The organism is Bradyrhizobium sp. USDA 4011 (assembly GCF_054063415.1).
Genome location: NZ_JBSSGG010000001.1, coordinates 6,868,306 through 6,880,682 on the forward strand (window position 1 = coordinate 6,868,306; position 12,377 = coordinate 6,880,682).

The 12,377-nt window shown below is 65.9% G+C and carries 13 protein-coding genes; 8 read left to right on the plus strand and 5 right to left on the minus strand.

Translation table 11 applies throughout. The features are described from left to right. Window positions 1-128: 128 nt before the first annotated feature. Complete coding sequence (locus tag ACVW1C_RS32345; protein ID WP_456761724.1) at window positions 129-1,148, minus strand: adenylate/guanylate cyclase domain-containing protein; 1,020 nt, start codon at window positions 1,146-1,148, stop codon at window positions 129-131. A gap of 131 nt (window positions 1,149-1,279) precedes the next feature. Between ACVW1C_RS32345 and ACVW1C_RS32350 the strand changes: the two genes are divergently transcribed. Both ACVW1C_RS32350 and ACVW1C_RS32355 read left to right on the plus strand, forming a co-directional pair. Further along, complete coding sequence (locus ACVW1C_RS32350) at window positions 1,280-1,678, plus strand: lysozyme inhibitor LprI family protein (RefSeq protein ID WP_456761725.1); 399 nt, start codon at window positions 1,280-1,282, stop codon at window positions 1,676-1,678. A 27-nt stretch (window positions 1,679-1,705) separates the two neighbouring features. Then, entirely contained in the window at window positions 1,706-1,939 is a 234-nt protein-coding gene (locus ACVW1C_RS32355) for a hypothetical protein (RefSeq protein WP_456761726.1), read from the plus strand. 22 nt (window positions 1,940-1,961) lie between these two features. On the opposite strand, the gene ACVW1C_RS32360 is transcribed toward ACVW1C_RS32355, so the two are convergent. Beyond that, window positions 1,962-2,582: a hypothetical protein gene (locus ACVW1C_RS32360; RefSeq protein ID WP_456761727.1), complete on the minus strand. Its 621-nt coding sequence runs from the start codon at window positions 2,580-2,582 to the stop codon at window positions 1,962-1,964. Between the two features lie 357 nt (window positions 2,583-2,939). Here ACVW1C_RS32360 and ACVW1C_RS32365 point away from each other — a divergent pair, with 357 nt between their 5' ends. The 5 genes from ACVW1C_RS32365 (at window position 2,940) to ACVW1C_RS32385 (ending at window position 8,566) form a co-directional block, all read left to right on the plus strand. Next, entirely contained in the window at window positions 2,940-3,395 is a 456-nt protein-coding gene (locus tag ACVW1C_RS32365; RefSeq protein WP_456761728.1) for a TetR-like C-terminal domain-containing protein, read from the plus strand. A 167-nt stretch (window positions 3,396-3,562) separates the two neighbouring features. Next, window positions 3,563-5,275, plus strand: coding sequence for a sulfatase-like hydrolase/transferase (locus ACVW1C_RS32370; RefSeq protein ID WP_456761729.1), 1,713 nt, complete (start codon window positions 3,563-3,565; stop codon window positions 5,273-5,275). Between the two features lie 176 nt (window positions 5,276-5,451). Beyond that, window positions 5,452-6,630, plus strand: coding sequence for a COG1470 family protein (locus ACVW1C_RS32375; protein ID WP_456761730.1), 1,179 nt, complete (start codon window positions 5,452-5,454; stop codon window positions 6,628-6,630). Then, the gene (locus tag ACVW1C_RS32380; protein ID WP_456761731.1) at window positions 6,627-7,691 is read left to right on the plus strand and encodes an ABC transporter ATP-binding protein; all 1,065 of its coding nucleotides are present in this window, start codon (window positions 6,627-6,629) and stop codon (window positions 7,689-7,691) included. The genes ACVW1C_RS32375 and ACVW1C_RS32380 overlap by 4 nt, the downstream gene beginning before the upstream one ends. Next, complete coding sequence (locus ACVW1C_RS32385) at window positions 7,604-8,566, plus strand: ABC transporter permease (protein ID WP_456761732.1); 963 nt, start codon at window positions 7,604-7,606, stop codon at window positions 8,564-8,566. Before ACVW1C_RS32380 ends, ACVW1C_RS32385 begins: the two co-directional genes overlap by 88 nt. Before the next feature lie 14 nt (window positions 8,567-8,580). On the opposite strand, the gene ACVW1C_RS32390 is transcribed toward ACVW1C_RS32385, so the two are convergent. From ACVW1C_RS32390 to ACVW1C_RS32400, 3 genes are all read right to left on the minus strand, one after another. Next, complete coding sequence (locus tag ACVW1C_RS32390) at window positions 8,581-10,131, minus strand: ABC transporter permease/substrate-binding protein (RefSeq protein WP_456761733.1); 1,551 nt, start codon at window positions 10,129-10,131, stop codon at window positions 8,581-8,583. Continuing rightward, on the minus strand, window positions 10,128-10,916 hold the full coding sequence (locus tag ACVW1C_RS32395) for an ATP-binding cassette domain-containing protein (protein WP_456761734.1): 789 nt from the start codon (window positions 10,914-10,916) through the stop codon (window positions 10,128-10,130). Before ACVW1C_RS32395 ends, ACVW1C_RS32390 begins: the two co-directional genes overlap by 4 nt. 167 nt (window positions 10,917-11,083) lie before the next feature. Further along, window positions 11,084-11,299, minus strand: a complete 216-nt coding sequence (locus ACVW1C_RS32400; protein WP_456761735.1) for a hypothetical protein — start codon at window positions 11,297-11,299, stop codon at window positions 11,084-11,086. Window positions 11,300-11,526: 227 nt separating this feature from the next. On the opposite strand from ACVW1C_RS32400, the gene ACVW1C_RS32405 reads away from it, so the two are divergent. Continuing rightward, complete coding sequence (locus ACVW1C_RS32405) at window positions 11,527-12,363, plus strand: metal-dependent phosphohydrolase (RefSeq protein ID WP_456761736.1); 837 nt, start codon at window positions 11,527-11,529, stop codon at window positions 12,361-12,363. Window positions 12,364-12,377 lie beyond the last annotated feature (14 nt).

Genomic DNA, 12,377 nt, shown 5'->3' on the forward strand with positions numbered 1-12,377 from the left:
GTGATCTTACACCTGCGTTAAGGTGGAACCCGGTGCAAATACGGGTGCGTCGCATCCTTAACGGGGCCCGACTGGACAAGACGCAATTGGTGCCATCGCCACAATGGCGATGCGCCTTAACGGATTGTTTAGGACGATGCGCGCCGCGTGACGGCGAAGATGTCGATCGAGGCGGCGCGGCCGCGCAACTGCGTCGAGCCGAGCGGCTCGACGGCAAAATCCGGGGCCGAGGGCAGCAGGCGAAGCAGCTCGCCCGATATCAGCAGCGGCCGGCCGGCCTCCTTGCAATGTGCCTGCAGCCGCGCCGTGACGTTCACGGTATCGCCGAAATAGGCGATCTGCCGCCGCGAGTCGCCGCATTCGCCGATGACGACAGCGCCGGCATGCATCCCGGCGCGAAACGCCGGCACCACGCCGAACTCCTCGCGATAATGGTCGGCCCGCTTGGCCAGGCGGTCCTCGATCGCGAACACACAGTCGAGGCACCGCCGCGACGGCTGGCCCGTGTCGGCCGGCCAGGTCACGATGACCTCGTCGCCGACATAGGCATGAACCTCGCCGCCATGCGCCACGATCGGCTCGTCGATGTCGAAGAAGAAGCGCGTCAAGAGCTCCTGCACGCGCAGCTCGCCCATCGCCTCCGCCAGCGACGTCGAGCCGACCAGGTCGAGGAACAGCAGCACGCGTTCCTCGCGCACCGGCTGGCGATAGCGTCCAAGCACGATGTTGAGCAGCGTATGCCCACCGATCATCCGGACCAGTTCGTAGATCGTCGTGATCGGGACCGACAGCAGCAGGGACACGCCGACGATCTTCAGGAAGGTCTCGCGAACCCACTTCGCCTCGAGCCCATGCCCATACAGAATGATCTCCAGCGCCATCGCGGCAACTGCAACGATGACGGCGATACTGACGGAGCGAACGACCAGCTCGACAGCGAGCGGCAGACGCCGCAGCCAGCCGCTGCGCGTGGTCAGATAGAGATGCGTGGCCCAGACGATCAGGGTGATGACGGCGCCTTCGAGCGCGCTGCGCGCATAGTTCGCAACGGTGGCCTCGTCGGATTGGTCGAAGGCGTAGCGAAACAGCGCTCCGACGAGCAGACCGAACCCGGCCAAAACGATTGCAGGCGTCACCGTCCGCCGCATGAATACCTCCATGCCCCTGAAATATCCTGCAGGGATCGGGAAGGCCAGCCGCGGTGCGAGCGATATGAACGGGATGGGCTAAGGCCGCACTAACGTATGGCCCTACGGGGTCCATCGGAAGGGAAGGCGGCATGAAATCGGCTCTCACGACAGGCGTGTTCAGGCTCGGGTCCTTGGTTGCGGCCATTTTCATCATCGCCATCTCGTCGGCCTCGGCCGGCGATCAGGGCGATCCCGAACAGTCCTGCGACGGCAATACCTACCAGATGGTCGAGTGCCTCAAGGCCAAGACCGCGCAATGGGACAAGCGGATGAATGTCGCCTATCAGCAGGCGCTGAAGGATGCCGCGGGCGACAAGCAGCGCGAACAGCTGCGCACCGCGCAACGGTTATGGATTCAGTACCGTGACGCGAATTGCCTGTATTACGACCTCGGCGAGGGCACCATCGCCCGCCTCGACGCCGGCGAATGCATGCGCAGCATGACCGAAATCCGTGCCAAGGAACTGGAGAATCTCGGCCATCAGTGAGCCATCTTCCGGTGCCAGGACTTGGTCATGACCGACGGAAAGAGCCAGAACGAACTGACCCAGCTTGCGGAGGCGGCGCTGCGCGCCCAGCCCGGCTGCGAGACCGCCCGCGTGCCGGCGGTCGCCGCGCTGCCCGATGGGCAGGTCGGGCGCAACTGGGAGATTCCGAACGTCGTGCTCGGCGACAGCCTGATCAGCGACGTCGACCGCGCGGTGCTATCGGTGCATCGCCGGCTCGGCCGCCAGTTTCACCTGGTGTGATCCGATCTGACCCGGTCGCACCTCAGCTCGCCTGTGCCTGACGCGGCGCGGGCCGCGCGGCCATGCTGATCATCCTGAGCGCGAACACCGTGGCGAGCGGCACGAGGAACAGCGCGTAGGGCGGCATCTCGGGAATCCGCTTGCCGAACGAGACCGTGAACTGCAGCAGCAGATAGTAGCCGCCGATCAGATGCAGCCTGCGCCAGGCGCGCGGGCCCAGCAGCGCAGCCGTGCGATCGAACGAGGTCGCGGCCAGCGCGATGATGACGAGATAGCCGATACCGCCGAAGATATAGGAAACGATAGAGGTCGCGGCGGCGAAGCCGGCCGGATCGAGCATTGCGAACGCTGATATCGCGACCGCGTGGATGGCGTGCGAGGCGGCGAAGGTGACGCCCAGATAGCGGCGGTTGCGGCGCTGCCAGTGCGTCCAGGCGTTCGGCCAGAGCCGTGCCAGCGCCGCCGCTGAGAAGGCGAGGCAGAACAACAGCAGCGAGGTCCGCGCCGTGAAGCGGATCACCATCCGCACGCCGTCGACCTCGAACTGCCGCATCGCGGCGATCCAGATCGAAAGCCCGATCAGGGTCAGCGTGAGCGGGCCGAACAGCCGCCAGCCCTCGAACCAGTTTCGACGCGTCGCCATCTCCTGCCTCCCATCGTTGATGTAATCGCCAGTTACATTGCGTGGCGAGCTGCGGTCAATCCGTGTAATCGATGCTTACATTCACAAGCGGGTGATGCTAGAGGTGCGCCATGCGTCGCCCCGCCAAAAACCCGCCGATCGGACGCCGGCCCGCCAAGCCGCGTCCGGCCGTCGCGGAGCGGGTGCCGGCGGCCAAGCCCTATCATCATGGCGACCTCCGCCGGGTCCTGATCGATGCGGCCATGCAACTGGTCGGCGAGGGCGGGCCGGAGGCGGTCAGCGTGCGCGAGGCCCGCCCGCCGCGCCGGAGTCTCGCCCGGGGCACCGTTCCGGCATTTCCCGAGCCGGGATGCCCTGATGAACGCGGTGGCCGAGGAAGCGCAGCGCCGCTTCCGCGCCGAGATCGAGACGGCGCTGGCCGATGCGCCGTCAGGCGATCCGCTCGGCCGCTTCCGCTGCCTCGGGATCGCCTATCTGCGCTGGGCGATGAAGAACCCGACCCATTTCGAGATCATCTCCAGCCGCCGCTTCTTCGACCACGACCGCTCTGCTGGCGTTTCCAGCGACAATGCGGAGTTGATCGGCCTCACCGAGCGCACGCTGGCGGAGGCGTTTTCAGCCGGTCAGCTTGCGGCGCGTGATCTGAAGCAGGTCCAGATCGCCGGCCGCGCCCTGGTCTACGGTTTTGCGCGGATGCATATCGACGGCCATTTGCCGCGCTGGGGCGTCGCCGAGGCGGAGGCCGAGCAGATGGCCGCTGACATCGTCGACCTCTTCATCGCCGGCATTGCAAGGCCTGCGGCGAAGGTCTGAGGCCCGCCGCGCCGGCCGGGCGTGCTCAGGGCGGGCAAATTCATTGCGCGTTCATGACGATTCAACTACGTTTTTGTGACACGGCGCAGACTCCGGCTGTGCGGTGTGCCTCCTGGCCCTTGCCAGTCAAGGCCGTGGCATTGCGCCGGGTTGTATTGCGTCCCGCCATGGCGCCCGCGCCTCAGCAAAACTCTTCCGTCGCCGCGCTGGCCGGCGGTCTCGCCGCGATCGGCGTCTGGAGGTTGATGGCGGTCGCCGCCCCGCATCTCGGCGCGCTGATCCTGATGCTGCGGACCGAGACCGATTTCGGCTCGCGGCTCTGCTTTCTGCTCACCTGGGGAATCCTCAACTTCCTGTTCATCGCATTGCTGCGCCGGCCGGCGCTGTCGGGCGCGCTGTCGCTGACGCTGGTCGTGGTGCTGGTGTTGCTGTCGCGGTTCAAGCACGACGTGGTGCAGATGACCGCGAACTTCGTCGACCTGATGGTGATCGATCGCGACACCGCGGCGTTCCTGCTCACGATCTTTCCGAACCTGCGCTGGTCGATCATCGGCGCCGGCCTCGTCACGCTGCCCTTGATGTACGCGCTGTGGTGGCTCGATCCGTTCCGTATCCGCCGCCTGCCGGCCGCGGCCGCGTGCCTTGCCTGCACGGCGGCGCTCTCGGGCTACGCCTTCGCCTGGCCGGATGAGGCCTGGCGCGGCTATTACGACGACGGCTATCTGTCGAAATTCGCGCGCTCCGGCGTGACGGCGGTGTCGGACTTTGTCGCCTATGGCTTCATGGAGTCGGATCCGAGCGCGAGCGATCAGCTCAAAATGCCCCTGGTCGACGCCTGCCACCCCGCCGGTCGGCGGCCGAACATCATCATGATCCATGATGAATCGAGCTTCGACATCCGCGCCGCGTCCGGCGTCAAGGTTCCGCCGGGCTATGGCAGCCAGTTCAAGTCCTATGACGGCATTGAGCGAAAATTCCTCGCCGAGAGCAATGGCGGGCCGAGCTGGTTCACCGAGTACAACGTGCTGGCGGGATTGTCCTCGCGCTCGTTCGGCCGGTTCGCCTATTTCGTCACCCGCATCGCATCGGGCCGGGTCGAACGCGGCCTGCCGCTGGCGCTGCGCCGCTGCGGCTACGACACGCTGTCGCTCTATCCGGCGTTCGGTGCCTTCATGAGCGCGCGCAGCTTCCAGACCACGACCGGCATCCAGCAATTCTACGACGCGCATGACCTGCATGCGAAGGACGTCGAACCGGACAGATTCTTCTACGACAAGGCGCTGAAGCTGATGGCCGAGCAGAAGACGCTCAGCACGCCGCTGTTCACCTTCGTCTATCTCGCCGCCAACCATTTCCCGTGGGAGAGGAAATTCCGTCCCGAGCTGCTGCCGGCATGGAAGCGGCCGGGCAACTCGCCGTCGGTCGACGAATATCTGCGCCGGCAGGCGATGAGCGCCAGCGACTATGCCGGCTTCGTCGCTGCGCTGAAGAAGAAGTTTCCGGCGCAGCCGTTCCTGATCGTGCGCTATGGCGATCATCAGCCGGAGTTCTCGCCGCGGCTGCTCGATCCCGGACTCGACGAGGCCGGCATCGGCAGGAAGCTGATGGATTACGATCCGCGCTACTACGCGACATATTACGCGATCGACGCCATCAACTTCGAACCGGTGAAGAGCCCGACGGTGATGGACACGATCGACGCCGCCTATCTGCCGCTGGTGATTCAGGAAGCCGCGGGCATTCCGCTCGATCCGTCGTTCGAGGAGCAGAAGGCGATCATGCTTCGCTGCAACGGCGCGTTCTATTCCTGCGAGGACGGCGCGGAAGCGCGCCGCTTCAACCGCCTGTTGATCGACGCGGGGATCATCAAGGGCCTTTAGACTAACGTCGTTAGACGAAGGTCGGCGCACGAAATCGCGCGCATTACTCATTTGTAATTACGTTGCCGAGATTTCGTCACGATTGTTGCGATGATCTGTCGCGCCGCTGCCACGGTGTTCACCAGCGCGCAGCGTCAAGTCAGCCAATCCCGCCCTTCTTGCAGGAGTGTTTGCCCATGCGAGCGCTCGATGTTGCGCGCCTTATCGTCGCCTTCGGACTTGCTGTTCCCCTTGCCGTTCCCTCGGCCTATGCCGCCGAGCCGCCTCACGACATCAAGGGGCTCTATTTGATGACGGACTATCCGGCCGTCACCATCAGGCCCGGCACCACCTCCAATATCTCGTTGCGTCTGCAGAACTACGATCTCGGCCCGCAGCGCTACAAGCTTTCCGTCGACGGCGTGCCGAGCGGCTGGACCGCGACGCTGCTTGGCGGTGGCCAGCCGGTCGCCGCCGCGATGCCGGCGCCCGACTCCAGCGTGCCGCTGCAGCTTCGGCTCGATGTGCCGGCAAACGCCTCGCTCGCCGAGCAGACCTTGACGGTGAAGGCCGAAGGGCAGGGCAGCGAGGCGTCATTGCCGATCGTGGTCGCGCTCGCCAAGGAATTGCCAGCAAAACTGACGGTATCGTCAAAGCTTCCTGAATTGCGCGGCAGCCCCAAATCGAATTTCGAATATACGCTGACCATCAAGAACGACAGCGGCCGCAATCTGGTCGCAAGTTTCGCCGCTGCGGCGCCGCAAAACTTCGAGACCTCGTTCACCGAAGCCTATGGCACCCAGGAGCTGTCATCGATCCCGATCGATGCCGGGCAGTCCAAGGACATCAAGCTCAAGGTGCGTCCGCCGAGCGCGATCGATGCCGGGCATTTCCCGGTCAAGGTCACCGTCAACGCCGAGGATGCGTCGGCGCAGACCGAGGTCGCGCTCGACGTGGCCGGCCAGCCGCAGCTTCAGCTCTCCGGCCGGGACGGACTGCTGAGTGCGCGTGCCGTCGCCGCCGAGCAGAGCACGATCCCGGTCGTCGTCACCAATAACGGCACCGCGCCGGCCGATAATATCGAGCTCGCCGCAACGGCGCCGAGCGGGTGGAAGGTCACGTTCCAGCCCGCCAAGATCGAGCGGCTGGTGCCCGGCAAGGACACCGAGGTTCAGGCGCTGGTGACGCCGAGCGACAAGTCGCTTGCGGGTGATTACCAGCTGGCGATGCGCGCCACCTCGCGCGGCGAAACGGCATCGAGCCAGTTCCGCGTCACCGTGAATACGTCCACCATCTGGGGCATGGCCGGCGCCGGCGTGATCGGCGTCGCCCTGCTGTTGATGCTCGGTGCCGTTGCGAGGTTCGGACGGCGATGAGCGAGCAGCAGAACACTAGGGCTGCAACACGGCCGGAGGTCGTCATCGCAGCGCGCGATCTCACCAAGCGCTACGGCAAGACCAGTGTCGTCGACGCCATCAATTTCGACATCGCGAAGGGCGAGGTGTTCGGGCTGCTCGGCCCGAACGGTGCCGGCAAGACCACGACCATCCTGATGATGCTCGGCCTCACGGAGATCTCGGCCGGCCGGGTCAGCGTGCTCGGCTTCGATCCGGCGCGGTCGCCGTTGCAGGTCAAGCGGCGCGTCGGCTATCTGCCCGACGCCGTCGGCTTCTACGACCATCTGACCGCGGTGGAGAACCTCGCCTACACCGCCAAGCTGATGGGCCTCCCGATGGCCGAACGCGCGCGGCGGATCGCCGCGGCGCTGACCCGTGTCCGCCTGCTCGACGTTGCCGACAAGCGGGTCGCGACCTTCTCGCGCGGCATGCGGCAGCGGCTCGGGCTTGCCGAGATCATCGTCAAGCGCGCCGAGATCGCGATCCTCGACGAGCCGACCTCGGGCCTCGATCCACAGGCGACGATCGAATTCCTCGATTTGATCAGGGAGTTGAAGGCCGAGGGCGTCACCGTGCTGCTGTCGTCGCACATGCTCGACCAGGTGCAGCGGGTCTGCGATCGGGTCGCGCTGTTCCGTGCCGGGAAGATCGCGATGATGGGCTCGGTGGCCGAGCTCTCGGTCCAGGTGCTGGGCGCGGGCTTCGTCGTCGAGGTCGAGGCCGACGGGTGCCGGGATTGCCCGGCGGCTTGCGGCGATCCCGGGGGTCGGCAATGTCGAGACGCTCGCCGACGACCGCTTCCGCATGACCGCGGACCGCGACGTCCGCGCCGATGCCGCGCGCGCGGTGGTCGCGGCCAACGGCGCACTGCGGCGGCTCTCGGTCGACGAGCCCAGCCTCGAGGCGATCTACGCCCACTACTTCCAGGCCACTCCATCAGGAGGCGTGCGCGATGCGGCGTGAAGGTTCAGCATTCCAGGGCGTCGGCGCGGTCTTCGTCAAGGAGCTGTCGGACAACATTTCGAGCGTCCGCATGCTGATGCTCGAGCTTCTGATCGTGGTGACGGCGATGGCGGCGCTCTACGAGGCAATCACGGCGCTGCGCCAGAACACGGCGGAGGATCCGTTCCTGCTGTTGCGGCTGTTCACGGTGAGCCAGGCGCTGCTGCCGTCCTTCGTCGCCATCCTCGGATTCCTGATCCCGCTGATGGCGATCGGCCTTGGCTTCGACCTGATCAACAGCGAGCACAACCGGCGCACGCTGTCGCGCATCCTGGCGCAGCCGATCTATCGCGACGCGCTGCTGCTCGGCAAATATCTTGCCGGGCTCGCGACGATCGCGATCAGCCTGACCGCGCTGTGGCTGCTCGTGATCGGGCTCGGCCTGATCTTTCTTGGCGTGCCGCCGGGCGGCGAGGAGATTGCCCGCTCGCTTGCCTTTCTGGTGATCGCGGTCTTCTACGCCGGCGTCTGGCTGTCGCTCGCGATGCTGCTCTCGATCGTGTTCCGCTCGCCGGCGACCGCGGCGCTGGTGGCGCTCGGGATCTGGCTGTTCCTGACCGTGCTGTGGCCGATGCTGGCACCGGCGATCGCGCAGGCCATCGTGCCACCCGATCCGCGCTTTGCCGCGCTCGGGCTCGATACGCCGGGTACCGCGATCTGGAGCCAGTTGCTGCAACGATTCTCGCCCAACGATTTGTTCGGCGAGGCGATGCTGGCGGTGCTGTCGCCGACCACGCGCACGCTCGGCCCGGTGTTCCTCGACCAGATCCGCGGCGCGGTGATGGGCGCCCCGCTGCCGTTCGGTCAGAGCGTGATGATCGCCTGGCCGCAGACGGTCGGCCTGATCGCCTGTACCATCGTGCTGTTCGTGGCGGGCTACATCCTGTTCCAGCGCCAGGAGGTTCGGGCCTGAAGTGGAGCGGCCGCTCAGTGCGGCCCTACCTTCTCCCACAGCCAGCGTGCCACGGCGTCGGGCGACGATGATGCGTCGTTGCCCGACGCGCGCAGGTTGGCCTCGCGCATCGCGGCGATGCCGATCTTGCCGAGCAGCGGCCGCAGCGCCGCTTTGAGAGTCTCGTCCTCGCGCCGCTTTGGCGACAGCAGCACGATCGCGTCATAGGGCGGGATCGCGTGCCTGTCGTCTGCGAGCGCAACCAAGTCGTATTTCGCGATCAGCCCGTCGCTGGTATAGCCCGCGATGACGTCGACCTCGCCGGAGGCAACCGCCGCATACATGAAGTCCGGCTGCATCTGGCGCTGGGCGCGGAACGTCAGCCCATAGGCCTTCCGGACGCCGGCCCATTCCGGCCGCGAGAAGAATTCATAGTCGCCGGCGATCGACATCGTCGCGGCGTGCGACGCGAGGTCGGCGATCGAATGGATGCCGAGCTGATCGGCGCGCTTCCTCGGCATCACCAGCGCATAGGCGTTCTCGAAGCCGAGCTCGCCGAACAGCGTGATGTCCTGCTTCGCCAGCGTCGTCTTCAGTTCGCCCAGCAGCTCGGCGCGGGGCCTGATCTCGGCGTGGTGGAACTGGTTCGCCCACAGCGTGCCGGAATAGTCGACATAGACGTCGATATCGCCGGCCGCGAGCGCATCGAAGATCACGTTGGAGCCGAGGCCGGCGCGGGTCGTCGTCGGCAGTCCGGCCGCTTGCAGCCGTTGTGCCATCAGCGCCGACAGCACATATTGCTCGGTGAACGTCTTGGCGCCGACGACGTAGCGCGCGTGCGGCCGCGCGATCGCGGGCACCAGCGTCGCTGCGATCAGGGCGGCGATGCCAAGCCCGCCAAGTGCGGTCCGGACGCGGCTGCGATTGCGCAGGCCGTTCTCGATCAGCGCCAGCAGTTGGTCGACGACCAGTGCGAGCACGGCGGCGGCGAAGCAGCCGAACAGCACGAACACCCAGTTCTGGGTCTGCAGCCCCGCGAAGATGTAGTTGCCGAGGCTGGTCTGGCCGATCGGCGTCGACAGCGTCGCGGTGCCGATCACCCACACCGCGGCGGTGCGGATCCCCGCCATCATCACCGGCAGCGCCAGCGGCAGCTCGACCATGGTGAGCGATTGCCGCGGCGTCATGCCGACGCCCTGGGCAGCCTCCAGCACCGCCGGATCGACGCCCGAGAGGCCGGTGACGGTGTTGCGCAACACCGGCAGCATCGAATAGAGCGCGAGCGCCAGCACCGCCGGCAGGAAGCCGAAGGCGGAGAAGCTGAAGCCGAGCCACGTCGCGCTCAGCGCCGTGAGCGCCAGCAACAACGGATAGAACAGCGCGAGCAGCGCGAGACCGGGCACCGTCTGCACGATGCTGGCAAGCCCGAGCAGCGTGCCGCGCAGCACTGGCCGGTTGCGCGCGATGAGCGCAAGCGGCAGGCTAATCAGAAGTCCGAGCGCCAGCGCGGCGACGCTGACCCGGACATGGTTGCCGAGATAATCGGGCAGATGCGCGAGCGCCTCGCTCCAGCGTGGATCGCTCATGCCGTGGCATCCCGCGGCAGCAATGCGCCCAGCCGTTCCGCCTGTCGGCGCGGCGTACGCAAGAGCTCGCCGACATAGGCGTCGGTGTTGGCCGCGAGCTCCGCCGGCGTGCCCAAAGCGAGCAGCTTGCCGCCACGCATCACCGCGACACGATCGGCCAGCAGCAGCGCCTCGGTCATGTCGTGGGTGATCATGACCGTGGTCAGGGCGAGGTCGCGGTGCAGTGTGCGATAATCGTCGCCGAGCGCGTCGCGGGTCAGCGGATCGAGCGCGCCGAACGGCTCGTCCATCAGCACGATGCGCGGCCTCGCAGCCAGCGCACGCGCGACGCCGACGCGTTGGCGCTGGCCGCCGGAGAGCTCGTGCGGCAGGCGGTCGCGATGTTGCGCGCGGTCGAGCCGCACGAGGTCGAGCAGTTCATCGACCCGTGCCGAGATCTCGGCCTGCGGCCAGCCGAGCAGCGTTGGCGTGATGCCGACATTGCCGGCGACGGAAAGATGCGGAAACAGTCCGCCGCTCTGGAAGACATAGCCGATGCGGCGCCGCAACAGGATCGGGTCGATGCGGCTGACGTCTTCGCCCTCGACGGCGATCCGGCCGCGGTCGGCCTCGATCAGGCGGTTGGCGAGCCGCAGCAGCGTCGTCTTGCCGGAGCCCGAGCCGCCGACAACAGCCAGGAATTCACCCTCGGCCACGTCAAGCGAGACGTCGTCGACCGCCACCACGCGACCATTGTCAAAACTCTTGCCGACATGCGCGTAGGCAATCAGCGGCGTTGCGGGCATTCTCGGGCCATTCCTGGGCGACCTCATGTCTCACCATCGTGAACGACAGTGATAGCCCATAAAATGGACTTTGACTCGAGGTGCACGCGCCTGCATCACGGGGTTCGCAGGCTGGTCCAGGTGGCCACGCGAAGCGGCTCAGCCCCTTCGGGGGCTGTGAGCACACATCACACTTCGTTCTTGGGTACGTATTTGCCCATGATGCACTTATAGCTCTGCAAGCGCCAATCGTGATACGGCCCCTTGGCCAGCCAGTCGGCGATGCCGATCTGGGCGCTCACAGCGCAGGCGCCCATGGTGATGCCGGATTGGTCGCTGTTGGTGACGACCTTTTCCATGCAGAGCTGGGCATTGCAAAGGACGGCGACGAGCGTAACAAGCATGATGGTCATTTTCCGTAAGATTAACCCGGTCTGAACCGAATCATGCACGGTTCATGCCATTATCAGCGGCTTTGGTGTCACAGCCGGCAAGACCGGGAAAGTACGGCGGAACGAATCACGCGCTCGCCGGCGCGTAGCCGCACGCCCGCAGATGCGCTATAGTTCTGCCCAACTACGACGTGAGATCGGGGCGGGCGAGGAACGTTGCGCGGTCGGGGGCTGCATCGATGATGACGTTGCCTGAGTTGGCGGCAGGTGCTTTGGAGAAGTTTCTCGCCACGCACGTCAGCCGCACGTTCGGGGCTTCGCAGGCGCGCTTTGGCGAACTCCTGCCGGCCGCAGCCCGCATTGCGCTCGAATGCATCGGCAACAGCGATGCGCTCTACCACAATGTCGAGCACACCATGCTGGTCACGCTGGCCGGGCACGACATCATCCGAGGTCGCGCGTTGCACACCCATGTCACCGCGGAGGATTACACCCACACGATCATCGCCTGCCTGACGCACGACATCGGCTATGTGCGCGGCCTGCTGAAGGGCGACGGACCGGATGGTTATGTGATCGATGCGTCCGGCAAGAAGGTCGTGCTGCCGCGCGGCTCGTCGGATGCCGGCCTGATGCCGTATCACGTCGACCGCTCGAAGCTCTATGTGCTCGACAGGCTCGCGGCCGTCGTCCCGCTCGATCGCGAGCGTGTCGCGCGCAACATCGAAGGCACGCGGTTTCCGGCACCCGAAGGCCTGCAATATGACGACGAGGCGGCGATCGTCCGGGCCGCCGATTTCATCGGACAGCTCGGCGATCCCAACTACATCAGGAAAGCCAACGCGCTCTATCACGAGTTCGAGGAAGTCGGCATCAACCGTCAGCTCGGCTATGAATCGCCGGCCGATATCGTCGATCGCTATCCGCAATTCTACTGGAATATGGTCGCGCCGCACATCCAGGGCGCCATCAACTGCCTGAACATGACGGCAAGCGGCCGTCAGTGGATCGCGAACCTCTACAGCAACGTCTTCCGCGCCGAGCGCGAGGTCACCCTGTCCGGCCCGCAAATCTGACGCACGGCACCAGC